The following is a 24,841-nucleotide window of genomic DNA, read 5'->3' on the forward strand; positions in this document are numbered from 1 at the left end:
GATCGAGGATCAATTGGGCGTGGCGAATGCCGCCGAGATCGCGGCGGTCGACGGCGTCGACGTTCTCTTCGTCGGTCCCGGCGATCTTTCCACCAATATGGGCGCGATGGGCAATCCCGGCGCGGCACATGTCCAGGAGGCAATCTCGTCCGTGCGCAAGGCCGCGACGGCGGCAGGCAAGGCAAGCGGCATCCTGGCGCCGGCGAAGACCGATGCCGACCGCTACCTTGCCGAAGGCTTCACCATGGTTGCCGTCGGTTCGGACCTTGGCCTTCTTGCGCGGGGCTCGGATGCCCTGATCGCTTTGTTCAACCAGTAGCTTGGAGTCGGAGCCATGGGGATCCCGCCTTACAAAGCGCCATCGCGCAACGCCTACGACATCGTCATCGTCGGCGGAGCGGTTGTCGGCTCGTCCACGGCCTACTGGCTGAGCCAGGCGCTGGGCAGCGGTGCCTCGATCCTCGTGGTCGAGCGCGATAGCAGTTACGAGTTTTCATCGACGGCGCTGTCCACCAGCGCGATCCGGCAGCAATATTCCAATCCGATCAATGTGAAGATCAGCCAGTTCGGCATCGAGATCATCCGCGGATTTCAGGAGCGTATGGCACCTTTCTACAAGGACGAACCGGCGCCCGACCTCGGCTTCAAGGAGCATGGATATCTTTACTGCTGTTCACCCGACGGCGTCGAAGCGGCCCGCGAGCGCGTCGATCTGCAGCGCAGTTTTGGGGCCCACACAGTGTTCCTCGAGCCGGGCCCGCTGAAGGATCGCTTCCCCTGGCTCAATGTGGAGGATCTCGGTGGCGGTTCCTGGGGGGCTAGGGAAGAGGGCTGGTTCGATTCCGTGGGGCTGATGAACGGTTTCCGCCGCGCCGCCCGCGCCAGCGGCGTCGAGTATATCGACAATGCAGCGACAGGGCTGGATATTGCCGATGGACGGGTCATCTCGGTGCGCCTCGCGACCGGACAGACGGTTCGTTGCGGAACATTGGTCAACGCCGCGGGCCCGCGCGCGCAGCAGGTGGCAGCCATGGCCGGCCTGTCGATCCCGGTCGCGCCCTACAAGCGCTACAGCTTCGTCTTCGCCAGCGCCAACCCGATCCCCGGCCGGATGCCCAATGTCATCGACCTTTCCGGAACATTCGTGCGTCCCGAAGGCGAGCTTTTTCTCACCGGCAACACGCCGCAGGGCGACGGACCGGCCGGCTACGACGACTTTGAAATGCATCATGAAGAGTTCGACGACCACATCTGGCCGGCACTCTGGCACCGCATTCCGTCTTTCGACGCACTCAAGGTCCAGACCAGTTGGACCGGCCACTACGAGTACAACATGCTCGACCACAACGGCATCGTCGGCTTCCACCCGCAGGTGACCAATTTCATGTTTGCCAACGGCTTCTCGGGGCACGGGCTGCAACAGTCGCCAGCCGTGGGCCGGGGAGTTTCAGAACTTATCGTTCACGGGGCTTTCCAGACGCTCGATCTGTCGCCATTCTGTTACGAGCGCATAGAGCGCAACGAGCCGTTCCTCGAGGAAGCGGTGATCTAGGGCGAGACGATCGACCACCCCGTTTTGATTTGGCGATGCAATTGACTACGGGACGTCGGTCGTGTTCGAGATTGCACCAAGCACAAGCGCCCCGGTTGTCCTCCTGGCCTCGAGATCGCGATGAGCGTCGGCAGCCTGCGCCAGATCATATTGCCTGGGCGCGCCTATCTTGATCACACCTAGGTGCAAACTGGCGGAGAGAGCGGGATTCGAACCCGCGTTACGGTCTCCCGTAAACACACTTTCCAGGCGTGCGCCTTCAACCACTCGGCCACCTCTCCGTCCATGCATGTCGCGTCGGCCGGTTTTGCCGCGCGGATTGGGGAGATGCACCTCCCTTGGGGCAAGGCGGAACTTCCGCCGTCGGCGCCGCCAACCAGCGAACGCCCTTCCCCGCACCTGAGCCGTCGAAGCAACAGGCGCGGGGCTCATCTAGTCGATCCGGCGCCGAATGCCAAGCCATAACGGCAGTCTATTCGCTTTGCCGGCCACACAGTGTTTCACAACGCGGCCGGCATGCCCGTTTTTACGGGCGCCGCCGCTGCAATGGTGTGCACAGGCACGACCGCCGGGCCGGCCGCCCTTGACTTCCCCCAAAGTTGCCTGTCGGGTGCCGAGGCTTTGCGGGGGCATCGTGCGCACATGACATCGAGCAATGGACAGACGCCAGTCAGGCGGCCGGACAGCGGGCTTTCCTTCGTGCCGGTGGGCTGGCTCGTCTTCGTCATGGCGTGGTCGGTCTACGGCCTGATCTCCGTCTGGCCCGCGGTCGGCGCCACCGGCCTGCCAGACAGCGTGTTTTACCTTGTCTATGGCGGGCTCGCCGTCGACATCGTCACCATCCTGTGGGGGCTTTACCTGCTCGGCCTCGCCTTCGGCCGCTCGGCCCGTTTCCCGCGCCAGTTCACCATCTGGCAGGTCGCCACAATCATCTGGCTGGTGGCCTGGCAGGCCTGTGCACTGACGATTTCGGATTTCGTCTTTTCGGGCCAGGCGCTTGCCATCACCGCTGCTCAAATCGCCATCGGGTTCCTCTGCATCTATCTGCTGCGCCGTGGATCCGAAGCCGATGCCGTTTATGTCAATCCGGAAACCGAAAGCCCGCCTGTCTTCGTCTCGGTCGTCGCCGCGCTGCTCGGCATCGTCCTGGGCGCGGTCATCGGCGCCGTGGGCGGATTCGCCATCGGCTCGGTGATCGCTGATGCCACCAAGATGAGCTGTTTCGAGGGCGCCTGCGGCTATTTCGCCGTGTTCACCGGCTTGGCCGGCCTGGTGATCGGCGCCATTGGCGGCGGCGTTTTCGCCGTCTGGCGTGTCCATCGGCGCAAAAGGAAGCCGGCCGCATAATTCGCGCAGAGCAACGAATCCGGGTTCACCCGGTCTTTGAAGACTTGGCCGGCACGTCGGTTTGCGAGGCACCAAACGCAAAAACCCGCCTGTGCGGCGGGTCGTCGGCGCAAGTCAGCACCATGTCGAAATTGTTAGCATAGCTGCCCTCACATGTCAATGAAAAGCTACCCGACCGACTGTCGTCCGGCCTTCTGTTGACCTGAGTTTGGAGTCTGCAAATTCGCGTATGGCGATTGCGATCCAGCCATGCGCATTCTATCTCTGAAAGGCCCCTCGGGAGGGGACCAGCCCGGAGGAGGGTTCTGATGTTTCGCTTCGTCTTTCGTCTTGCCGCAATGATCGCGCTGTCGATTTCCGTCATCATGGCGGTGCTCGACGCGACACGCACCGTGGCGGCCTCCGTGCTGGTGCTGACCCCGCTCAACACCAGTTGGCTGGCGGTCTCGCCCGACACGAGGGCCGCCTTCGAAACCTTCATCCGAACCAAGGCCAGCCCGCTGCTGTGGGACGGCGCCGTCGCCTGGGTGCTGAACCAGCCGGGCTTCGCCGTGTTCGCGGTGCTGGCTTTCCTGCTCTATGCGATAGGCTACAGGCGGCCACCGCGTGCTGGGCAGTTCGCCGCCACCTAGAGCATCGGACCCAAAAGCGGTTGCCGGTTTTGGGAATCCGATGCTCAAACAAAGCCGCCGTCATGCGGCTTCTTGCGTTTCACCCGGAGAGGAGCCGCGCATGTTCTTTCTCAGCGACATGCTGAACAAGAAGCTCAATCTGCCGAAGCCCTCCGAGGCCCTGCCGGGCCGCGCCAGGGCGATCCCGACCGCATCCAGGCACAAGGTCTTGAAAAGATCGCTCAAGGGTCCTTATCCCGAGAGGCTGGAGACGGCGATGTTCGGACTGGGCTGCTTCTGGGGTGCGGAGCGGCTGTTCTGGCAGATCGAAGGCGTCTGGGTCACGGCCGCCGGCTATGCCGGCGGCTTCACGCCCAATCCGACCTATCAGGAGACCTGCACAGGGCTTACCGGCCATGCCGAAGTGGTGCTGGTGGTCCATGACCCCGAGATCGTCTCCTATGCTGGGCTTCTGAAGCTGTTCTGGGAAAGGCACGACCCCACGCAGGGCATGCGCCAGGGCAATGATGTCGGCACCACCTATCGCTCCGCGATCTACACGAGCGACGAGGCGCAATTGCGGGCGGCGAGCGCCTCGCGCGATGCGTATGAGACCTCGCTGCGCGGTGCCGGCCACGGCAGGATCACCACCGAGATCGCGCCGGCGGCCGAATTCTACTTCGCAGAAGCCGATCACCAGCAATATCTGGCGAAGAACCCTTACGGCACGTGCAACCTCAAAGGCACCGGCGTCGCTTGCGTCATCCCTGTCACCGCGTCCACGTAACACTTGGCGCAAGGACAAGCTGCGGTGCGGCTTGCCCGCATCAAGCTTTTCCAAAAGGTCAAAATTCCGCGTGAATTTTGTTTCGGGCCATGCCAGATTGCCGCCGAGCGGGAGGGAGTACACTCCTGGCTGACGTCGTATGCCTGCCGGAGAACCGGGCAGGCATGCGGTGCATAACGGAAAAAATAACCGACAGGGTGTGGATCACATGAAACGTATCGTTCTCGGCCTCCTGGCCGCAACCGCAATGGTTCTTCCGGCTTTCGCCGCGGATGTCCAGCCGGCCATCCTCTATGATCTCGGCGGCAAGTTCGACAAATCCTTCAACGAGGCTGCCTACAACGGCGCCGAGAAATTCAAGACGGAAACCGGCACGGCCTACGTCGAATTCGAGGTCTCCAATGCCTCGCAGCGTGAGCAGGCGCTGCGCCGCTTCGCCGAGGACGGCCGCAACCCGATCGTCATGGCCGGCTTTGCCTGGACGGACGCGCTGACCAAGGTCGCCGCCGAATATCCCGACCTGAACTTCGCCATCATCGACGACCAGGTCGATCTGCCGAACGTGCGGTCGCTGAAGTTCAAGGAACAGGAGGGCTCCTACCTCGTCGGCATCCTGGCGGCGATGGCCTCTAAGTCCAAGAAGGTCTCCTTCGTTGGCGGCATGGATATCCCTCTGATCCGCAAGTTCGAATGCGGCTATGTCGGCGGCGCCAAGTCGGCGGGTGCGACTGATGTCATCCAGAACATGACCGGCGACACGCCGGCTGCCTGGAACGATCCGGCCAAGGGCGGCGAGATCGCCAAGACGCAGATCGACCAGGGCTCCGACGTGATCTACGCCGCGGCAGGCGGCACCGGCGTCGGCGTGCTGCAGGCGGCGGCAGATGCCGGCAAGCTCGGCATCGGCGTCGATTCCAACCAGAACGGCCTGCAGCCGGGCAAGGTGCTGACCTCGATGCTGAAGCGCGTCGACGTCGCCGTCTACACCGCCTTCATGGACGGCAAGAACGGCACCTTCAAGGGCGGAGTCGAGAATCTGGGCCTCAAGGAAGGCGGCGTCGACTACGCCATGGACGACAACAACAAGGCGCTGGTGACGGACGTGATGAAGGCGGCCGTCGAAAAGGCCAAGGCCGACATCATTGCCGGCAAGACCGAAGTGCACGACTATACAGCTGACAACGCTTGCCCCTATTGAGCGGCACGAACACACAGACATGACCTGCAAACCGCCGGGCGCCAGCCCGGCGGTTTTGTCTTTACCGGATCGAGCGAAACGCTCGCTCCGTGCCGGCCACCGTTTCGGGATACAGATGCAGCCAAAGATCGCACCCATGGGCGAGCACGACGTAGCAGCGGTAGCCCAGCTGCGCCTGGCCACGTTTTTCGAGGGAACCGGAAGGACGCTCGGGGAAGATGCGGCAGGGCTTCGTGGCTTGATCGCCGGTGACGGCTTCGAGGCGGCATTCGTTGCCCGGATCGGCGACACCCCGGTCGGGACATGCCTGCTGGTCCGCCACGAGCTGGAGCCCGTACATGATCTGACGCCATGGCTGGCCGGGTTGGTCGTCGATGCAAGGTATCGACGCCGAGGCATCGCCACCGCGTTGGTCAAGGCAACGGAAGCCCATGCGGCGTCACGGGGCGTCGAGATGCTCCATCTCTACACATGGGATGCGCGTGATTTCTACGCGGCTCTCGGCTGGAATACCGTTGAGATAAGCGGCTCGGACGGCGAGAAGATGGCGCTGATGTCGCGCCGCCCTCGCCTATAGCAGCTTCGCGACGAGACAGCCCAGCGCGAACGCCACCATCAGCCCGGCGGCAGCGACAACTCCGCGCCGGCCGCCAAGCGCGTGCACGCCAATGCCGTATGGTGGCCGGGACAGGCTTCGGATCACCGTGCGCGGTTTGACCTCATTGCCGCCGAGCTCGACGCTGCGCATCTGAGGTAACTCGGCTAGGCGTTGGGTAACCAGTTCCCAATGCCTGCCAGGCAGCAGGTCGCGTTTTCCGTAACGGTCGAAGAAATACATCTGCTCGGCAAGTCGCGCGACTGCGTCGCGGAAGGCGGGATCGACCTCCAGGTCACGTTCGGCCCGTTCGCGGTCTTTGTCGTTCATAAGACCGAGCACATATTCGCCGGCCCGCGCGATGCGATCGCTTTCACTGACCAAGGCGTGCACCTTCCCTTTTTCCTCACCAGTGCGGTGGCTTGGTTACCGGCACTTCATCTCCTGTCTGCTCCTCCAGCGCCAGGAAGCGATCCGTCAGCGCGTCGAGCTTGCGCTGCATGCGCTCGATCACCTTCCACTGCTCGGCGATCTGGCCGGACAGTTCCTCGATGGTCTTCTCCTGCTCGGCGGCGCGTATTTCCAGCGTCGTCAGCCGGTCGGCGGGCGTGATCATGTGAATTCCCCAATCTTCACCGCGATGACGTTCACCGCGATGTCGTTCACCGCGATGTCTTGCGCCGTGATGCGAATTTCGGCGCCGTCATACTAGCGAATGTGAAGGCCCCGGCCACGTTGCAAATTGACAAGCGCACCGGGATTTGTCGAGAGTGAACCGGCTCCGCCAATTGGCACGGGCGGAGCGTCATGCTAGGCGTTTTGACCAAGCGATAAAAAAATAAGAGTGGGACAGGCTGCATGGCGCAAGCCGCAATCGAGTTGATCGGCATCAACAAGAGTTTTGGTGCGGTGCGCGCCAACCGGGACATCAATCTTGAGATCGGTCGCGGCACGATCCACGGCATTGTCGGCGAGAACGGAGCTGGCAAGTCGACGCTGATGTCGATCCTCTACGGCTTCTACCAGGCCGACAGCGGCGAAATCCGCGTTGGCGGCCAGCCGGCCTCGATCAAGACCCCCAATGACGCCATCGCGCTCGGCATCGGCATGGTGCATCAGCACTTCATGCTGGTCGACAATTTCACGGTGCTGGAGAACGTCATCCTCGGCGCCGAAAGCGATGCGCTCTTGAAGAAGAGCATCGCCAAGGCACGCTCCGAACTGGAGCGGCTTGAGCGCGAATACGGGCTGGAAGTCGATCCCGATGCGATCATCGAGGAGCTGCCGGTCGGCCTGCAGCAGCGGGTGGAGATCCTGAAGGCGCTCTATCGCGGCGCCGAGATCCTGATCCTCGACGAGCCGACGGGCGTGCTGACGCCGGCCGAGGCCGACCACCTGTTCCGCATCCTCGGGCAATTGAAAGACCAGGGCAAGACGGTGGTGCTGATCACCCACAAATTGCGCGAGATCATGGCCATCACCGACACCGTGTCGGTGATGCGCCAGGGCACGATGGTGGCGACGCGCGAAACCAGGAAGACGACTGTCGAGGAACTGGCCGAGCTGATGGTCGGGCGGCGCGTGCTCTTGCGGGTCGAGAAGGGCGAGGCCGAGGCCGGCGCCGTCAAGCTCGCTGTCAAGAACCTGACGGTGAAGGATACGCGCGGCGTAACCATGGTCGACGACATCTCCTTCGATATCAGGGCCGGCGAGATCGTCGGCATCGCCGGTGTCGCCGGCAACGGACAATCCGAACTGCTCGAGGCGATTTCCGGCATCAGGCGTGCGGTGTCCGGCTCGGTCATGCTCGACGGCAAGCCGATCGACCTGACCGGCGCCGCCGACCCGGGCGAACTGCGCGACCGCGGCCTGGCCCATGTGCCGGAGGACCGCCATCACGTCGGGCTGGTGCTGGCCTTCGAGGAGAACGAGAATTCGATCCTCGGCTATCACGATGATCCCCGTTATTTGAAGGGGCCGTTCCTCAACATCGATGCCATCCGCAACGATGCCAGGGACAAGATCGCCAAATACGACATCCGCCCGGCCGACTGCCGGCTGAAGACCGCCAATTTCTCCGGCGGCAACCAGCAGAAGATCGTGCTGGCGCGGGAGATGGAACAGGACCCTGGTGTTCTGATCGTTGGCCAGCCGACACGCGGCGTCGATGTCGGCGCCATCGAATTCATCCACAAGCGCCTGATCGCCATGCGCGACCAGGGCAAGGCGGTGCTGGTGGTGTCGGTCGAGCTGGACGAGATCCGTTCGCTGTCCGACCGTATCCTGGTGATGTTTGCCGGCCGCATCGTCGGCGAGCGCGGTCCCGAAGCGACCGAGGGCGAACTCGGCCTGCTGATGGCTGGCATCGAGCACCAGGAGGCAGCACTTTGAGCGCGCCTTACGCCAAACTGCCGGCCTGGGCCGACTATGGCCTGATCCCGCTGATCAATCTGTTCGTCGCCTTCGTCGTCGCCGGCTTCGTCGTGCTTCTGGTCGGCGAGAATCCGTTGCGCGCAGCCGTCATCCTGGTCGAGGGCGCCTTCGGCAAAGGCACAGGCATCGCCTTCACCCTCTTTTATGCCACCACCTTCATCTTCACCGGGCTTTCGGTGGCGGTGGCCGCGCATTGCGGCCTGTTCAACATCGGCACCGAAGGGCAGGCCTACATCGCCGGCCTCGGCATCGCCATCGTCTGCCTGAGCTTCGACAGCACACTGCCATGGTGGCTGACCTTCCCGCTGGCGATCATTGCCGCGGCGGCGGTCGGCGCATTGTGGGCGCTCATCCCGGCCTATCTGCAGGCCAAGCGTGGCTCGCACATCGTCATCACCACCATCATGTTCAACTTCATCGCCGCCTCGATCATGGTTTACCTGCTGGTCGGCCCGTTGAAGCCAGCCGCCTCGCAAGCGCCGCAGACGCGTAACTTCCTCGCCGGCGCGGAATTGCCCAAGCTCAACTGGATCATCGAGCTGTTCGGCGCCAAGATCCGTTCGGCGCCGCTCAATGTCACCTTCCTGCTGGCGCTGGTCATGGCCTTCCTGGTCTGGCTGCTGATCTGGCGCACCAAGCTCGGCTATGAAATGCGCACCTACGGTCACAGCCCGAAAGCGGCACGCTATGCCGGCATCTCCGAAACCCGCATCATCATCACCGCCATGATGATCTCGGGCGGGCTGGCCGGCATGATGGCACTCAATCCGGTGATGGGCGATCAGCACAATGTCGCCATCGACTTCGTTTCCGGCGCCGGCTTCGTCGGCATCGCCGTGGCGCTGATGGGCCGCCTGCACCCTGTCGGCATCGTGCTGGCGGCGATCCTGTTCGGCATGCTCTACCAGGGCGGCGCCGAACTCGCCTTCGAGATGCCGGCGATCAGCCGCGACATGATCGTCATCATTCAAGGCCTGGTGATCCTGTTTGCCGGTGCCCTCGAGCACATGTTCCGGCCCTACATCCAGGCGCTGTTCGCCTCGTTCAGTCCGCGATCGGTGGGCATGGAAGCGGTCAAGGGGAAAGGTGCCTGAGATGGATGTGTTCAACGCGATCATCCAGACACTGGACTCCACCATCCGCCTTTCGGTGCCGCTGCTGCTTGCCTGCCTCGCCGGCCTCTATTCGGAACGCGCCGGCATCTTCGACATCGGTCTCGAAGGCAAGATGCTGGTCGGCGCCTTCGCCGGCGCGGCCGCCGCTTCCGTGTTCCATTCGGCCTTTCTCGGCCTCGGCATGGCCATCCTGATCTCGGTCGCCTTTGCCATGATCCACGGCTTTGCCTCGATCACCCATCGCGGCAACCAGATCGTCTCCGGCGTGGCGATCAATTTCATCGCCGCCGGCTCGACCATCATCCTCGGCCAGGCCTGGTTCCAGCAGGGCGGGCGCACGCCGGCGCTGCAACCGGGCGAGCGCTTCGAGGCCATCACCTTGCCGGGCGCCGAGGCCATCCGCGGCGTTCCGATCATCGGACCGATCTATGCCGAGCTCCTGTCGGGCCACTCGATCCTGGTCTATCTTGCCTTCCTGATGGTGCCGTTCACCTGGTGGGTGCTGTTTCGCACCCGTTTTGGCCTCAGGCTGCGCGCCGTAGGCGAGAACCCGGCCGCCGTCGATACTGCCGGCATATCGGTCGCCTGGCTGCGCTACAGGGCGCTGATCTGCACCGGCATCCTCACCGGCATTGCCGGCGCCTACCTGTCGATGGTGCAAAATGGCGGCTTCGTGAAGGACATGACCGCCGGCAAGGGCTATATCGCGCTGGCAGCCTTGATCTTTGCCAAGTGGAAGCCGGTCAACGCCATGTTCGCCTGCCTTCTGTTCGGCTTCCTGGACGCGGCGTCGATCCGCCTGCAGGGATCACCGCTGCCCATCATCGGCAAGGTGCCGGCGCAGTTCATGCAGGCGCTGCCCTACATCCTCACCGTCATCCTGCTCGCCGGCTTCATCGGCAAGGCAATCCCGCCACGCGCCGGCGGCGTGCCTTATGTCAAGGAACGTTGAGCGACGGGTCGGCTTTGCGCCGGGTTTTGAACACGATCATCGGAGAGAACACCTGAATGTCGCATGATCTGTTCGAGGCCGCCAAGGCCGCCATGGCCAAGGCCTACGCGCCCTATTCTAAGTTTCCGGTCGGCGCTGCCTTGCGCACCGAGGACGGGCGCGTCTTTACCGGCGCCAACATCGAAGTCGCCTCCTATCCGGAAGGCTGGTGCGCCGAGACCACGGCGCTCGGCCACTACATCATGGGCGGCGGCGGCAAGATCGTGGAAATCGCCGTCATCGCCGAACGCATGGCGAAATGCTCGCCTTGCGGCGGCTGCCGGCAGCGGCTGGCCGAATTCTGCCAGCCGGAAACAAAGCTCTATCTCTGCGACAATGCAGGTGTGGCCGAGACCGTGACCATGGGCGACATGCTGCCTTACGGTTTCCGCGGCGATATTTTGAAATGAACAACGGGCTCAAATGAACAGCTGGCAGCGATGACGGAAAAAACCCTGGATCATCTCGTCGAAAGGCTGGACGGCTTGGCGCCCGCCACGGCACTGGTGCTCGGTTCGGGCCTCGGCGGTCTGGTCGACCAGATCGAGGGCCCGATCCGCATCTCCTATGCCGACCTGCCCGGTTTTCCCAGAAGCGGTGTCACCGGGCATGCCGGCGAGGTGGTGGCGGGGCTGTTTGCCGGCGTGCCGGTGCTGATGCTGTCGGGCCGCGCCCATTACTACGAGCACGGCGTTGCCGCGGCGATGCGGCCGGTGCTGGAAGTGCTTGCCGGCATCGGCATCACGAAACTGATCCTCACCAATGCCGCCGGTTCGGTCGATCCGGACATGCCGCCGGGCTCGGTGATGCTGATATCGGACCACATCAATTTCTCGGGCACCAATCCGCTGATCGGCGAACCAAGCGACCGGCGTTTCGTCGGCCTGACTGAAGCCTATGATGCCGGCATCCGCCAGGCCATCGAGCGGGCGGCAAATGCGACCGGCACCACCCTGCACAAGGGCGTCTATATGTGGTTCTCCGGCCCATGCTTCGAAACGCCGGCCGAGATCCGCATGGCGCGCATCATGGGCGCCAATGCGGTCGGCATGTCGACCGTACCGGAGGTCATTCTCGCCCGCTTCCTAGGACTGCGCGTCGCCGCCTGTTCGGTCATCACCAATTTGGCGGCCGGCATGACCGGGGCCGAGCTATCGCACCAGGAGACCAAGGACATGGCACCGGTAGGCGGCGCGCGGCTCGCAACGATCCTGCAGCGCGTGTTCCACGACGGACTGCTGGAGACCTGATGCTTCCCCAGGAAATCATCCGCCGCAAGCGCGATGGCCTCAGGCTGTCGGAAGAGGAGATCGCCGGCTTCGTCGCGGGCGTGACGTCGGGCGCCGTCACCGATGGCCAGGCCGGCGCCTTCGCCATGGCGGTGTTCTTCAACGGCATGAACCGCGACGAGGCCGTGGCGCTCACGCTGGCGATGCGCGATTCCGGCGATGTGCTCGACTGGTCGGACCTGCCCGGCCCGGTCACCGACAAGCATTCGACCGGCGGCGTCGGCGACAATGTCTCGCTGATGCTGGCGCCGATCGTCGCCGCCTGCGGCGCCTATGTACCGATGATCTCGGGCCGCGGCCTCGGCCACACCGGCGGCACGCTGGACAAGATGGACGCCGTCCCCGGCTACATCAGCCAGCCCGACGTCGCGCTGTTTCGCAAGGCGGTGCTCGAAACAGGCTGTGCCATCATCGGCCAGACCGCCGACCTCGCGCCCGCCGATCGACGGCTCTATGCGATCCGCGACGTCTCCGGCACGGTCGAATCGGTGCCGCTGATCACCGCTTCGATCCTGTCGAAGAAGCTGGCGGCCGGGCTGCAATCGCTGGTGCTCGACGTCAAGGTCGGCAACGGCGCCTTCATGGAAAAATCGCGCGACGCCACCGCACTCGCCAACAGCCTGGTTGAGATCGCCAACGGCGCCGGACTAAAGGCTTCGGCGTTGATCACCGGCATGAACGAGCCATTGGCGTCGGCCGCCGGCAACGCCGTCGAGGTGCGCAACGCCGTTGATTTCCTCACCGGCCGGTATCGTGACCGTCGGCTCGAGGACGTGACGCTGGCGCTGGCCGCCGAAATGCTGCAGTCGGCCGGGCTGGTGTCGTCCAACCAGGATGGCATGCGGCGCGCCACCGAGACACTCGCCAGCGGCCGCGCCGCCGCCACCTTCGCACGCATGGTGGCCGCGCTTGGCGGCCCCGCCGATTTCATCGAGAAACCGGAAAAGTATCTGCCGGCGGCGGCGATCGAATTTGCCGTCAAGGCGACCGCAAACGGCTTCGTCACCGGCATCGCCACCCGCGATATCGGGCTCGCCGTGGTCGGCCTGGGAGGTGGACGCACGCGGCCGGACGACAAGATCGACCCCGCGGTCGGCATCACCAGGCTGTTGCCGGTCGGTGCGGAGGTTGGGGCCGGCGAGACGCTGGCGCTGATCCATGCCCGCTCATCGGCCGATGCCGAGGCCGCCGCGGCTACCGTGCTTTCGGCCTATACGGTCGGTCGGCGCCTCGAAGCCGCCCGCCGACAAGTCGGTCATCCGGCGGATTCTGCCGCGCGGTTGAAGCAATTCCAGGAAAAGTGGTGGACCGGTTTTCCCGGGAAAGCGCATAGCGCTTTCCCTTGGAAATTGCGGAAAACGAATAGCCTTACTGGACGAGCAGCAGCGTGCCGTTCTCGACCTGGTATTTGTCGAGCCGGTTGAGAAAGCTCATGCCGATCAGATTGGTGCGCAGCGCCCTGTCGTCGAGCACGATGGTCTGGACGTCATTGACCGTGATGTTGCCGATCTGCAGGCGGTCGATCATGGCCACGGCCGCCTTGATGGTGCCGTTGGCCGTGTTGACCTCGTGGCTGAAGTCCGAAGCATTCAGCGACAAGCCGATTCGGCGTGCCGTCGACATGTTGATGGCGACCAGCGTGGCGCCGGTGTCGATCATGCCGTCGACCTGGCGCCCGTTGAACTTGAAAGCCGATGAGAAATGTCCGCGCTCGTCTGCCGCGACGACCACCTTGCGGCCCATCGGCAGCGGGGCCGCGGGCTTGTTGGGCACCGATGCCAGATTGACGTCTGGTTGGGCTTCGACCGTTTGTTTGCCCGGCACCGCCGACCTCAGCAGGTTTTCGACGAGTTGCGGATTGGACTGATACACGATCGGTATCGATGCCGATGAACCGGCGAAAACGGCGAGGATCAGAAGTTTGCGCAGCATGGATCGGCCTCGCCGCATGACCCCCGGAAATCGGGATCGATTTTCGGAAAGGCTCACGCGCAAATCAAAGTGCTACAGCGTCCTTTGCGCGTCCGAAATGGACGCGCGGCGCCGTAGTGACAGCCGATCGTTAGACCCGGATGGTGTTTGCCGCTTTAACGCGCGTCAAAACCGCGCCTTTGCGTAAACGTTTGGTAAATCGCACCAGGTGACTTTGCCTGGTATTACTTGGTCCCGTACATGCGGTCGCCGGCGTCGCCGAGGCCGGGCATGATGTAGCCCTTCTCGTTGAGTTGGCGGTCGATCGAAGCGGTGAAGACGGGAACGTCCGGATGCGCCTTGAGAAAGCGTTCGATGCCTTCGGGCGCCGCCAGCAGGCAAAGGAAACGGATGTTGGTGGCGCCGCGCTCTTTCAGCTTGTCGATCGCCGCGATCGCCGAATTGGCGGTGGCCAGCATCGGATCGACGACGATCACCAGCCGGTCGGCGAGATCGCTCGGCGCCTTGAAGAAATATTCGACCGCTTCCAGCGTTTCGTGATCGCGGTAGAGACCGACATGGGCGACGCGGGCCGCCGGAACCAGGTCGAGCAGGCCTTCCAGCAAGCCGTTGCCGGCGCGCAGCACGGAGGCAAAGACCAGCTTCTTGCCCTCAAGCGTCGGCGCTTCCATGGTTTCCATCGGCGTCTCGATGGTCGTCGTCGTCAGTTCGAGGTTGCGGGTGACCTCGTAGCCTAGCAGCAGCGAGATTTCGCGCAGCAGCCGGCGAAAGCCGGCCGTCGAGGTTTCCTTCTTGCGCATGATGGTCAGCTTGTGCTGGACAAGCGGGTGGTCGACGACGGTGACGCCCTGCATGGTGTTCTCCTGATGCCTGCGCCCGAAAATGCGCGCATGGCCCTTTCGGACGCGCCGCGCTTCAAGCTGCCTGAGCGAACCCTAGCGGCAATGCGCCGGCCAAGGAACCGCTGGCCCGCACCGACCACAGCTTTGTCGGCGGAAATCAGCGTGCCGCGCTGTTCAACCGGGCAAGAAGCGCGGTCTTCGTCTTTCTATCGACAAAAGCGGCTTCGATGGCGGTGCGGGTGACGGCGGCCAGCGCCTTTTCGTTCATCGAGAAATGCTCGGCGGCAATGTCGTATTCCCGCTTCAGCGAGGTCCAGAAATAGGGCGGATCGTCGGAATTGAGCGTCACCTTGCAGCCGGCCGCCTGCAGGGCCGGAAATGGATGATCGGCGAAACTGTCGAACACTTTGAGCGCGATGTTGGAACCGGGGCAGCATTCCAGCACGACGCCCTCGTCGGCGATGCGCCGGACGAGGTCCGGGTTCTCGATGGCGCGCACGCCATGGCCGATGCGGGACGGACGGATATGATCGAGCGCCGCCTGGACCGTCTCCCAGCCCGTCAATTCGCCGGCATGGATGGTGATGCCGAGCCCGGCCTCGCGGGCGATCTCGAAAGCCCTGACATAGTCCTCCATATCGCCGATGCGCTCATCGCCGGCGACACCGAAACCGGTGACCAGCGGATGCCCGCAGCGCGCCGCGAAGCGCGCCGCCTGCTCGATCGACTCGACGCCGACATGGCGCACGCCGGTGACGATCATGCGGCCCTCGATGCCGGTCTTGGCCTTGGCGCGGGCCATGCCTTCGCCGAGCGCATCGGTATAGGCCTTGGGCGACAGGCCGGCCTTTTTCGCGTGGTCCGGCGAGGTGAACACCTCGGAATAGATGGCGCCGTCGCGAGCGAGACTGGTCAGATAATGGTCGGCCAGCCGCGCATAGTCCTCCTCGGTCCGGAACAGATCGGCGGAAAAATCATAAGCCGCCAGGAAGGAGGTGAAATCATGCCAGACGAAGGAACCGTTCTGGATATAGGGCGAGGTGTCCTTGCCGTATTTCTGCGCCTGGCGGATGACGAGTTCGGGCGCCGCTGCCCCTTCGATGTGGCAGTGCAGTTCCGCTTTCAAAGGCATTCAACCATCCCGTCGATCCGTCCAGGTCTCGAAAACCCGCCACCTGGAAGCGCGGCTGAACACCGCGCCTTAAACAATAGCGCCCGCACCATCGATCGGCTATGGTCCCGCCGGTTTTATGACGGATCAAAAAAATGTCAGTTGAGAGAACCACGGCCGCGGGCGGCATGGAAACCTCCTATGGTTTCAAGCGTGTCGGGGCTGGCGACAAGCAGTCCCTGGTCAACGATGTTTTCCACAAGGTCGCCAACCGCTACGACCTGATGAACGATCTGATGTCGGCCGGCCTGCACCGGCTGTGGAAGGACGCCATGGTCACCTGGCTCAATCCTCCCAAAAGGATCGGCTGGCGCGTGCTGGACGTTGCCGGCGGCACCGGCGACATCGCCTTCCGCATCGTCGATGCCAGCCACGGCAATGCCCATGCCACCGTGCTCGACATCAATGGCTCGATGCTGGCCGTCGGCCGCGACCGGGCCGAAAAGAAGGGCCTGTCCGGCAACACCGATTTCGTCGAGGCCAATGCCGAGGAACTGCCCTTCCCTGATGCCACATTCGATGCCTACACCATCGCTTTCGGCATCCGCAACGTACCGCGCATCGAAGTGGCCTTGGGCGAAGCGTTTCGCGTGCTGAAGCCCGGCGGGCGCTTCCTGTGCCTGGAGTTTTCCGAGGTCGAGATGCCGCTTCTCGACAAGGCCTACGAAGCCTGGTCGTTCAACGCCATTCCAAAGATCGGCAAGATGGTCACTGGCGACGGCGAACCCTATTCCTATCTGGTCGAATCGATCGCCAGGTTTCCCAATCAGCAGAATTTCGCGACGATGATTTCCCGCGCCGGCTTCGACCGCGTTTCCTTCCGCAACTACTCCGGCGGTATTGCAGCACTTCATTCGGGCTGGAAGCTTTGAGGCCGGGCCGCATTTCTCACAACCGACGCGTGCTATGCCGGTTCAAAGAGCCGGCAGGATTGGCGCTGCCATGAGCAATGTCAGTGCAGGATTCCGGCTCGTAAGGGCCGGCTGGGTGCTGGTCCGCGAGGGTGTCGTCGCCGCTCTGCCGGGTGAGGAACTGTCCGGCCTGCCGAAGTTCGGATGGCGGATGGCGCGGCTGTTCACCCGCCGCCGCGCGCTGGCCTATGAGCGCAGCGACCGGCTGGCCAAGGCGGTCGTCCGGCTCGGTCCGTCTTATGTAAAGCTCGGCCAGTTCCTGGCGACACGGCCCGACGTCGTCGGCAACGACATGGCGCTCGATCTCGCCACGTTGCAGGACAAGATGCACACCTTCCCCCGGGCCGAGGCCATCGTGGCGATCGAGGCTTCGCTCGGGCGCAAGATCGGCGATCTCTATACGCAATTCGGCGACCCGGTCGCCGCCGCCTCCATCGCCCAGGTCCATGCCGCCGACGCTGTCCATGACGGCATTGCCACCAAGGTGGCGGTCAAGGTGATCCGGCCCGGCGTGCGCCGCCGCTTCTTCCAGGATCTCGAAAGCTATTTCCTCGCCGCTCGCCTGCAGGAGAAATACATCCCCTCGTCCCGCCGGCTGCGGCCGGTCGAGGTCACCCAGACGCTGGCGCAGACCACCAAGATCGAGATGGATCTTCGCCTCGAGGCGGCGGCTCTCTCGGAACTCGGCGAAAGCACCAGGGACGACCCCGGCTTTCGCGTGCCGTCCGTCGACTGGGAGCGCACCGGCCGCGACGTCTTGACCATGGAGTGGGTCGACGGCGTCAAGATGAACGACATTGCCGGCCTGGAAGCCGCCGGCCACGATTTGAAGGCGATCGCAGCCAACCTCATCCAGTCGTTCCTGCGCCACACCCTGCGCGACGGCTTCTTCCATGCCGACATGCATCCGGGCAATTTGTTCGTCGAGGCAAACGGCACCATCGTTGCCGTCGATCTCGGCATTGCCGGCAGGCTCGGCAAGAAGGAGCGCCGCTTCCTCGCCGAAATTCTCTACGGCTTCATCACGCGCGACTATCTGCGTGTCGCCGAGGTCCATTTCGAGGCCGGCTATGTGCCGCGCCAGCACAATGTCGCAGCCTTCGCGCAGGCGATCCGGGCGATCGGGGAGCCGATCCATGGCCAGCCGGCCGAGACCATCTCGATGGCCAAGCTTCTGACGCTGCTGTTCGAGGTCACCGAACTCTTCGACATGGCGACGCGGCCCGAATTGATCCTGTTGCAGAAGACCATGGTGGTGGTCGAGGGCGTGGCGCGCACGCTCGACCCGGCCTTCAACATGTGGAAGACGGCCGAGCCGGTGGTCGGCGACTGGATATCAGGCAATCTTGGGCCGCGTGGCATGATGATCGATGCGCGTGACGGCGCCCGGGCGCTGCTGACCCTGGCCCGCCAGATTCCCGAGCTTGCGGCGCGCACCGACCGGCTGTCGCGCGAGATCGACCTGATGGCCGAGCACGGCCTGCGCTTCGACGAGACCACCGCCGACGCCATCGGCAAGGCCGAGGCGCGCTACAGCCGCTCCGGCCGCTGGGCACTCTGGGTAATTGCGCTGACGCTGGTCTATATCGCCTGGAAGATCATCTGAGTGCAGGCAATGACAGCAATGCTGTCATTGCAGTCGGAAATCGAGATCGCTATATTCTACGTAGGAGTGTGCATATGGCGAGGATTACCGTCCGCAATCTGGAAGACCATGTCATGCGGCGGCTACGCGAGCGCGGCGCCGCGCGGGGCGTTTCCATGGAGCAGGAAGCGCGGGACGTGCTCGCCGCATCCGTTGGGCTGCCGACCACAAAAGGGTTCGACCGAACGGGTTTGGCATCTGGGGAAAAACCCAAGGATCAATCAATCGCAAGAATGCAGGAATAGCCATGGGCACCCTGACGATCCGCAATCTCGACGAGGATTTGAAGCAAAGGCTGCGCGAGCAGGCCGCCAGACATGGCGTGTCAATGGAGCAGGAGGCAAGAACCCTGTTGTTGAAGGATGTAGCGGCAGTCAACAAGCACGACGACGATGTCGTCACGGCAGAGGAAATCCTCGAATTCGGTCGACGATTGCGAAAAGTGGACTTCGACCAGAAAAAACTAACGGATGAGCTCTGGTCCTTCATCGAGGAGGACTGACTGTGGTGATCGACACCTCCGCGATTTTGGCCATCCTCAAGCAGGAGCCTGATGCACCGGTGATAGCCCAGCGCCTGTCCGGAAATCAGCTGATGTTTATGAGCGCCGCGACCCTGATGGAATGTGGCACGGTCGTCGTCGGACGTTATGGGGCGGCCGGCACAGCTGAGTTGAGAGGCCTTCTAGAAAGACTGAAAGTCACGATCGTCGCTCTCACTGCCGAACATGCACAGGCCGGCATTGAAGCCTATGCCCTCTATGGCCGCGGCGCTGGCCATCCCGCCAAACTCAACATGGGCGACTGTTTTTCCTACGCCCTCGCCAGGACGCGAAACCTGCCGCTGCTTTTCAAGGGCAATGATTTCATCCATACCGATATCGAACCGGCGCTGAAGCCGGCATGACACTCGATAAGAACTGGTCTTGGGCATGAGCCTCTCCGGCAAGCGCATCCTGCTCATCATCGGCGGCGGCATCGCCGCCTACAAGGCGTTGGATCTCATCCGCCGGCTGCGCGAGCGCGGGGCCGCGGTTCGGGTGGTCATGACATCGGCCGCGCAGGAATTCATCACCACGCTGTCGGCCGGCGCGCTCTCCGCCGACCATGTCTTTACCGAACTGTTCGACCGCCAGGACGAGCACGATGTCGGCCACATCAGGCTGTCGCGAGAGGCCGATCTGCTGGTGGTGGCGCCCGCCACCGCCGACCTGATGGCCAAGCTCGCCAATGGCCACGCCAACGATCTGGCCTCCACCGTGCTCATCGCCACCGACAAGCCGGTGTTGATGGCGCCGGCCATGAACCCCAGAATGTGGGCGCATCCGGCTACCCGCCGCAACCGCGCGACGCTGCAGAAGGACCGCGTCACTTTCGTCGGTCCGGCCAGGGGCGAGATGGCCGAAAGCAATGAAGCGGGCGAAGGCCGCATGGCCGAGCCGCTGGAGATCGTCGCCGCGATCGAGGCACTGCTCGACGTCGGCCCGAAGCCGCTGTCGGGGCGCAGGATCATCGTCACCTCCGGCCCCACGCATGAGCCCATCGACCCGGTGCGCTACATCGCCAACCGTTCGTCCGGCAAGCAGGGCCATGCCATAGCGGCAGCACTGGCCAGGCTCGGCGCCGATGTGCGCCTCGTTTCCGGCCCAGTCGACATTGCCGATCCGGCTGGCGTGAAGACCATCCATGTCGAACGTGCGCAGGAGATGCGCGACGCGGTGGAACAGCTCCTGCCTGCCGACGCGGCGGTGTTCGTCGCCGCCGTTGCCGACTGGCGAACCGAGAATTCAGCCGGTGAGAAGATCAAAAAGGTCGCCGGCGAAGGGCCGCCGGTGCTGCGCATGGTCGAAAATCCCGACATTCTCGCCGGCGTCGGCCATCACAGCCAGCGACCCGGCCTGGTTATCGGCTTCGCCGCCGAGACGCAGGATCTCCTGAGCAACGCCGAGGCCAAACTCAAGAAAAAAGGCGCCGATCTCATCGTCGCCAACGACGTGTCGCAGGGAAGCGGCGTCGGTTCTTCGGGCGTGATGGGCGGCGATCGCAACCGGGTGCGGATCGTGTCAAAGGCTGGCGTCGAGGAATGGCCGGAGATGAGCAAGGACGATGTGGCGGCGCGGCTCGCCGCCTTGATCGCCGAAAGGCTTAAAACCATCATCGTTTGAACCGACGCAGAGACGTTCTGAGGCAGTGACGCACTGCCCTGCCGCGAGACGACATTCAGGCAGCGCTTTAAGTCCTGCGGCTCTACCTCAATTGGTCAAAAGCTGCGCGGTCCGGGCAAGCGCGCCGGCGAAGCCGTTGAGCGGAATGGAAAAGTTCACCGCTTGTCCGGTATCTGCCGCGAAAGCGTCGATCTTCAGTGTGGTGCCTGATTTCAGCAGCGGCGTGACAGTCGCATCGAACACCACCGGCACCAGACAGCCGACGACCTGGCAGGTGTTGAACGCCAGGCTGCCGTCCAGCTTCTGATCGTCGATGGTCAGGCTGACCCCCTTGGCCAGCGCCAGGCCGAACGGCAACGCAAGCGTGCCCGTGGCATCCTCGCCGGTCTTGCTCGACAGCTCGATCGCCAGCAGCCGCTGATTGCTTTGCTTGTTGAATTGCTGATGCGACAGGCTGCAGGTCTTGGCCGTGCCCGATATCTGGCAATTGACCGTCCAGTCGCCGTGGGTTTCAGACAGTGCCGACGCGCCGCCGGGCAACTGCGGCGCATCCGCGGCAGCGGGTGCCGCGACCGCCTTGTCGCTCTTGGTTTGCGCCGCCACGGCCGCCACGCCGACGGTGCAGGCAACACCCAGCATCGCCACGAAATACGCGTACTTCCTCATCAAGATCCCTCCCGCCCGGCTCCGCCTCGGACCAGCTAGAAACTGACCTTGAGAGACGCGCTGATCGCGTTCTGTTTAACCGTTTCGCCGAAGGCGCCATTATATCTGACGGACATGCCGACGCCATTGACGCCGTTCAGCTCAAGGCCGGCGCCGACCCGATAGAGCGGCGAATCGACGGCCTCCGTCAAGTGCAATGCGGGGTTGCCAGGCAGATTCTCCGCCGCCGCGAAGCGACCTTCGATTTCCCACTCCTTGTCGGAAAACTCCACGCCAGCCTTGCCGTAGACGCGAAGGCTGGCAATGTCGCTGAGTGCAATGTCGGTACCGATCTCGAAAGCCGGCGTCGCCGAATAATACATGTTGGCGCTGCCGTCGAAGTTGAAGGCGGCAACCGAGCCCACTTCCTTGCCGGAAACACGCAGCCAGCGCGCGTCGAACTGCAGGGTCCGCTGAAGGTAGGAAACACCCATCTCCTGCGTTATGCCGAGCCGCGCCGAACCGCCGAACTGGGCGGTTTTCTGCGTGTAGGTGACACTGTTGCCGATGCCAGGCAGCAATGCCTCCGGCAGATAATCGCCGATCAGCGTTTCGCCCGGAATGAAGGCCACCTGATCGAGATGCGTATCGCGCTCGCCCTTGAAGGAGCCGGTGCCGCCGCCGACTGCGAAGTCGATGAAGTAGTTCTTGTCGGCATATTTCGCCAGCGCATACGCCTGCCAGGATTCGCCTGTCGTGGCCGACAGCAATTCGCCGTTGAAATCGATCTTCGAGTCGAATTCGGTCCGGCCTATCGTTGCGCCGAGCGACCAGTGCTGGCTGACCTCGCCAATGCCGCCAAGCGACATCGTCTTCATGACGTCGTCTCGGCTGGTGGTGCCGGCCCCAGCGTCGCGGCTGTACTCGGCTTGCGGACTGATCGACGCCCAGACACAGCGTCCGTCGGGATCCTTGTAGGCGGGAACGCCGGTGCATTCGCGCGCCGCCTCCAGCATGATGTCCGTGGAGCGGTTGATCATCTCGAATGTGTGCACGGCATAGTGCGGCGTCAGCCGCGTCAGGGCCGAGCCGAGCTCCATTTCATCGGGCAGGAAGCGCAGCATGTTGATCAACAGCGCCATCGGATTGTCTGGGCTCGAAGAAGCCTCGACATCATCGAGATACTGCGCCATCTGGAAGACGCCGGGATCGGTCGTGCCGGAGTTAGGATCCTGTGCCAACTCCAGGAAAGTCGGATTGTCGGCATAGAGAACCAGATCCGTTCCGCCGACCACCTTGGTCAGGAAATTGAAGCCGACCGCCGGATGCAGCGTCGTGGGCGTGATGCCGGAATCGGTCATCGCCGATCCGGTGGCCAGCACATATTCGGCGAACAATTTGTCGATCGACAGGAAATTCAACGGCGCCTCACCATCGAAGTCTCCGGCCACCGTTAGTGCCAGGGCATCCGTGATCTGGTTGTTGAGATCGACGTCGGTGACGAAGTCGCCCGAGAATATCTGCGTGAAGCCGCCCGTGACATCCACTTTGGCCACGACGCCGATGCCCTGGTTGGTAAACAGCCCGTCATCGGTGAACTTGCCGCCGCCGAGATCGATGGCCTTGAGGCCGACCATCGAGGCGTCGGCGATATTGTGGAAGCTGTTCGTGCCGCCGCCGAGGTCCATGTTGCCGATCACCCGTCCGAGCGTGTCGGCGCTCTTCGAATTCTCCACATGGTCATCGCCCGATGTGCCGGTGATAGCCAGTGGGCTGAAATCGTCCAGAAGCGATTCCAGGATCGCATTCGTCGGCACGACGGGACCGGGCGCCAACAGGAAGGCTTGGAATGCCTGAAATTGCGACGCCTGGATGGTGAAACTCGGCGTTGCCCCCATCGCATAAAGCAGGCTGTGGTTGTTCAGCGTGTTGTCTGCGCGCCCGACAAGCATCGCCGCCACGCCGGTTCCGGCACCGCCGATCGTGTACTGGCCATTCAGGTTGATGGAGATGTTGCCCTTGGCGCCCTTGGCCGTGCTCTCGCCATAGACAGCCACGGAATCCGCACCTTGCGCGAACAGGCTGTCACCCGCCGTCAGATCGACCGCATGGGCATTGCCGTCGCCTGTCGCGCTCTGGCCGAACATCGCATACGAACTTGCGCCCTTGACCCAGACTTGGCTGTCCGTGCTAGCGGCCGACGCCGCAGCGTCGCCGATACCACCTTGCGAGCCGGCCGCCGACTGGCCCATGGCCAGCGAATCCATGCCGCCGGCGCCACCGCCACCGCCCACCGCCTGGGCAACGACGCCGTGTCCACGGTCGCCATCGGTCTCAATGGCGCCGGACTGGATGATGGTTACCTTGCCGCCGGTGCCCTTGGTGCCACCAGGCGTGTTGAAGCCGATGGCGTTTGGCCCGCCGCCGTCGTCGTCGGCGCCAAAGCGGCCGAAACCGGCACCACCGATGCCGCCGCCGCCACCGACCGACTGCGCGATGATGGCGATGGAATCCTTGCCCGTCGTCGTGATCGTGCCGGTGCGGATGACGGTAACATCGCCGCCATCGCCGCCATTGCCGCCGAGACCGCCGATGGCCAACGCATTCGAGCTCTTGCCCTTGGCGTCGCCGCCATAGCCGCCACCGCCGCCGACCGATTGCGCGACCACGCCATGCGCGCGCTCGCCATGGGTGATGATGGTGCCGGAAACCGTGACATCGACCTTGCCGCCATTGCCGCCATTGCCGCCGAAGCCGCCAAGCTGCAGCGCAACCGACTCGTCTCCCGCCGTGTCGGCCGATACCACGCCGCCATAACCGCCGCCGCCGACGGACTGGGCGAAAATGCCGAGCGCTCCATCCTTCCAGGTTTCGATGATGCCGTCATTGTTGACCGTGACATGGCCGCCATTGGAGCCGTCGCCGCTCGGCAGAGAAATCGCGCCGCCGATCGTCATGTCGGCCTCCGAAGCGTTGGCCGCGGCACCCGAAGCACCGCCGCCACCGCCTACCGATTGCGCGAAAATGCCGTGCGAAAGAAAGCCGAGCGTGGTGATCTTGCCATGATTGTCGACGATTACGTCCACCGCTGCTGCCCCCACCGCCCAGCCCGCCGATCGCCAGCGTCACCGACGTTTCCGCGCTGCCTGTCTCGGTCGAGCCGGCGCCCGCCGCGCCACCGCCACCGCCCACCGATTGCGCGAAGATGCCGTGCGAATTATCGCCCTTGGTCAGGATCTCGCCCGACCCGAAATTAGTCACATGAACGGTTTCGCCACTCTTGCCGCCGGTGCCGCCGGCGCCGCCGAGGCTCAAGGTTATGGCCACATTGGAGTCCTTGGCCGAGGTGCCCGAAGCGCCGCCGACGCCGCCGCTGCCGCCGATCGACTGCGCCAGTATGCCGTGCGAATAGGCCTTCTCGGTCTGGATCCAGCCGCTGTTTTCGACATTGACCTTGCCACCGTTACCGCCAACGTTGCCGGACCCGCCCAGTGACAGGTTGACACTGACTTCCGATTCATCGGTGTGACCGGTGCTTTCGCCGGCGCCACCGGCGCCACCGCCGCCACCCACCGACTGTGCGAAGATGCCGATGGAACGCTCCTGCTGGGTC

25 protein-coding genes, 1 tRNA gene and 2 pseudogenes are annotated in these 24,841 nt (G+C 63.6%); 19 read left to right on the forward strand and 9 right to left on the reverse strand.

The window, feature by feature from the left end; translation table 11 throughout:
* The coding region (locus EOB59_RS36160) for an aldolase/citrate lyase family protein (RefSeq protein WP_245486592.1) at positions 1-319 on the forward strand (319 nt) is incomplete at its 5' end.
* A gap of 15 nt (positions 320-334) precedes the next feature.
* The gene (locus tag EOB59_RS10850; protein ID WP_127395400.1) at positions 335-1,552 is read left to right on the forward strand and encodes an FAD-dependent oxidoreductase; all 1,218 of its coding nucleotides are present in this window, start codon (positions 335-337) and stop codon (positions 1,550-1,552) included.
* A gap of 191 nt (positions 1,553-1,743) precedes the next feature.
* On the opposite strand, the gene EOB59_RS10855 is transcribed toward EOB59_RS10850, so the two are convergent.
* Positions 1,744-1,833 (reverse strand) — tRNA-Ser (locus tag EOB59_RS10855).
* A 361-nt stretch (positions 1,834-2,194) separates the two neighbouring features.
* On the opposite strand from EOB59_RS10855, the gene EOB59_RS10860 reads away from it, so the two are divergent.
* From EOB59_RS10860 to EOB59_RS10880, 5 genes are all read left to right on the forward strand, one after another.
* Positions 2,195-2,899: a hypothetical protein gene (locus EOB59_RS10860; RefSeq protein WP_245482561.1), complete on the forward strand. Its 705-nt coding sequence runs from the start codon at positions 2,195-2,197 to the stop codon at positions 2,897-2,899.
* A 308-nt stretch (positions 2,900-3,207) separates the two neighbouring features.
* Positions 3,208-3,531 carry a hypothetical protein gene (locus EOB59_RS10865; RefSeq protein ID WP_127266916.1) on the forward strand — a complete coding sequence of 108 codons (324 nt, stop codon included), beginning with the start codon at positions 3,208-3,210 and terminating at the stop codon, positions 3,529-3,531.
* A 100-nt stretch (positions 3,532-3,631) separates the two neighbouring features.
* Positions 3,632-4,297, forward strand: coding sequence for a peptide-methionine (S)-S-oxide reductase MsrA (gene msrA, locus EOB59_RS10870; RefSeq protein ID WP_127395402.1), 666 nt, complete (start codon positions 3,632-3,634; stop codon positions 4,295-4,297).
* 208 nt (positions 4,298-4,505) lie between these two features.
* Positions 4,506-5,495, forward strand: coding sequence for a BMP family ABC transporter substrate-binding protein (locus EOB59_RS10875; RefSeq protein WP_128288348.1), 990 nt, complete (start codon positions 4,506-4,508; stop codon positions 5,493-5,495).
* A 136-nt stretch (positions 5,496-5,631) separates the two neighbouring features.
* A complete protein-coding gene (locus EOB59_RS10880; protein ID WP_245486593.1) occupies positions 5,632-6,072 on the forward strand; it encodes a GNAT family N-acetyltransferase in 441 nt (146 codons plus the stop codon).
* Here the strand turns inward: EOB59_RS10880 and EOB59_RS10885 are convergent.
* Both EOB59_RS10885 and EOB59_RS10890 read right to left on the reverse strand, forming a co-directional pair.
* Entirely contained in the window at positions 6,067-6,474 is a 408-nt protein-coding gene (locus tag EOB59_RS10885) for a hypothetical protein (RefSeq protein ID WP_128288349.1), read from the reverse strand. The genes EOB59_RS10880 and EOB59_RS10885 overlap by 6 nt on opposite strands.
* Before the next feature lie 22 nt (positions 6,475-6,496).
* Positions 6,497-6,703 carry a SlyX family protein gene (locus EOB59_RS10890; RefSeq protein WP_174800349.1) on the reverse strand — a complete coding sequence of 69 codons (207 nt, stop codon included), beginning with the start codon at positions 6,701-6,703 and terminating at the stop codon, positions 6,497-6,499.
* Between the two features lie 245 nt (positions 6,704-6,948).
* Between EOB59_RS10890 and EOB59_RS10895 the strand changes: the two genes are divergently transcribed.
* From EOB59_RS10895 to deoA, 6 genes and pseudogenes are all read left to right on the forward strand, one after another.
* Positions 6,949-8,481 carry an ABC transporter ATP-binding protein gene (locus tag EOB59_RS10895; protein WP_127328351.1) on the forward strand — a complete coding sequence of 511 codons (1,533 nt, stop codon included), beginning with the start codon at positions 6,949-6,951 and terminating at the stop codon, positions 8,479-8,481.
* Positions 8,478-9,617 carry an ABC transporter permease gene (locus EOB59_RS10900; protein WP_023812577.1) on the forward strand — a complete coding sequence of 380 codons (1,140 nt, stop codon included), beginning with the start codon at positions 8,478-8,480 and terminating at the stop codon, positions 9,615-9,617. The genes EOB59_RS10895 and EOB59_RS10900 overlap by 4 nt, the downstream gene beginning before the upstream one ends.
* A gap of 1 nt (position 9,618) precedes the next feature.
* A complete protein-coding gene (locus tag EOB59_RS10905; RefSeq protein ID WP_127266924.1) occupies positions 9,619-10,590 on the forward strand; it encodes an ABC transporter permease in 972 nt (323 codons plus the stop codon).
* Positions 10,591-10,646: 56 nt separating this feature from the next.
* On the forward strand, positions 10,647-11,039 hold the full coding sequence (gene cdd / locus EOB59_RS10910; RefSeq protein ID WP_127395406.1) for a cytidine deaminase: 393 nt from the start codon (positions 10,647-10,649) through the stop codon (positions 11,037-11,039).
* Between the two features lie 30 nt (positions 11,040-11,069).
* Positions 11,070-11,879: a purine-nucleoside phosphorylase gene (locus tag EOB59_RS10915; RefSeq protein WP_127395407.1), complete on the forward strand. Its 810-nt coding sequence runs from the start codon at positions 11,070-11,072 to the stop codon at positions 11,877-11,879.
* A pseudogene (deoA, locus tag EOB59_RS10920) lies at positions 11,879-13,202 on the forward strand (thymidine phosphorylase). The gene EOB59_RS10915 and the pseudogene deoA overlap by 1 nt, the downstream one beginning before the upstream one ends.
* Positions 13,203-13,286: 84 nt before the next feature.
* Here the strand turns inward: deoA and EOB59_RS10925 are convergent.
* The 3 genes from EOB59_RS10925 to EOB59_RS10935 form a co-directional block, all read right to left on the reverse strand.
* Entirely contained in the window at positions 13,287-13,850 is a 564-nt protein-coding gene (locus EOB59_RS10925) for a TIGR02281 family clan AA aspartic protease (RefSeq protein WP_128288350.1), read from the reverse strand.
* 224 nt (positions 13,851-14,074) lie between these two features.
* Positions 14,075-14,704 (reverse strand): uracil phosphoribosyltransferase, encoded by a 630-nt coding sequence (gene upp / locus EOB59_RS10930; protein WP_127266929.1) that lies wholly within the window; start codon positions 14,702-14,704, stop codon positions 14,075-14,077.
* 145 nt (positions 14,705-14,849) lie between these two features.
* Positions 14,850-15,824 (reverse strand): adenosine deaminase, encoded by a 975-nt coding sequence (locus EOB59_RS10935; protein WP_127266930.1) that lies wholly within the window; start codon positions 15,822-15,824, stop codon positions 14,850-14,852.
* 134 nt (positions 15,825-15,958) lie between these two features.
* Here EOB59_RS10935 and ubiE point away from each other — a divergent pair, with 134 nt between their 5' ends.
* The 6 genes from ubiE (at position 15,959) to coaBC (ending at position 20,583) form a co-directional block, all read left to right on the forward strand.
* Entirely contained in the window at positions 15,959-16,735 is a 777-nt protein-coding gene (gene ubiE, locus EOB59_RS10940) for a bifunctional demethylmenaquinone methyltransferase/2-methoxy-6-polyprenyl-1,4-benzoquinol methylase UbiE (protein ID WP_127328341.1), read from the forward strand.
* 70 nt (positions 16,736-16,805) lie between these two features.
* Entirely contained in the window at positions 16,806-18,380 is a 1,575-nt protein-coding gene (gene ubiB, locus EOB59_RS10945; protein ID WP_128288351.1) for a 2-polyprenylphenol 6-hydroxylase, read from the forward strand.
* A gap of 74 nt (positions 18,381-18,454) precedes the next feature.
* Positions 18,455-18,664 (forward strand): hypothetical protein, encoded by a 210-nt coding sequence (locus EOB59_RS10950; RefSeq protein WP_127270485.1) that lies wholly within the window; start codon positions 18,455-18,457, stop codon positions 18,662-18,664.
* A 2-nt stretch (positions 18,665-18,666) separates the two neighbouring features.
* A complete protein-coding gene (locus EOB59_RS10955) occupies positions 18,667-18,921 on the forward strand; it encodes a hypothetical protein (RefSeq protein WP_127270486.1) in 255 nt (84 codons plus the stop codon).
* Positions 18,922-18,923: 2 nt separating this feature from the next.
* Positions 18,924-19,325: a type II toxin-antitoxin system VapC family toxin gene (locus EOB59_RS10960; protein WP_128288352.1), complete on the forward strand. Its 402-nt coding sequence runs from the start codon at positions 18,924-18,926 to the stop codon at positions 19,323-19,325.
* A gap of 25 nt (positions 19,326-19,350) precedes the next feature.
* On the forward strand, positions 19,351-20,583 hold the full coding sequence (coaBC, locus tag EOB59_RS10965; protein WP_128288353.1) for a bifunctional phosphopantothenoylcysteine decarboxylase/phosphopantothenate--cysteine ligase CoaBC: 1,233 nt from the start codon (positions 19,351-19,353) through the stop codon (positions 20,581-20,583).
* Positions 20,584-20,670: 87 nt separating this feature from the next.
* On the opposite strand, the gene EOB59_RS10970 is transcribed toward coaBC, so the two are convergent.
* The 3 genes and pseudogenes from EOB59_RS10970 to EOB59_RS36165 form a co-directional block, all read right to left on the reverse strand.
* Positions 20,671-21,249, reverse strand: a complete 579-nt coding sequence (locus EOB59_RS10970) for an invasion associated locus B family protein (protein WP_127379941.1) — start codon at positions 21,247-21,249, stop codon at positions 20,671-20,673.
* 35 nt (positions 21,250-21,284) lie between these two features.
* The gene (locus tag EOB59_RS10975; protein ID WP_245486594.1) at positions 21,285-24,185 is read right to left on the reverse strand and encodes an autotransporter outer membrane beta-barrel domain-containing protein; all 2,901 of its coding nucleotides are present in this window, start codon (positions 24,183-24,185) and stop codon (positions 21,285-21,287) included.
* Positions 24,112-24,841 (reverse strand): annotated as a pseudogene (locus EOB59_RS36165) (hypothetical protein); the annotation flags it as partial. The gene EOB59_RS10975 and the pseudogene EOB59_RS36165, both read right to left, overlap by 74 nt.

The organism is Mesorhizobium sp. M7A.F.Ca.MR.176.00.0.0 (assembly GCF_004023165.1).
Lineage (GTDB): Bacteria > Pseudomonadota > Alphaproteobacteria > Rhizobiales > Rhizobiaceae > Mesorhizobium.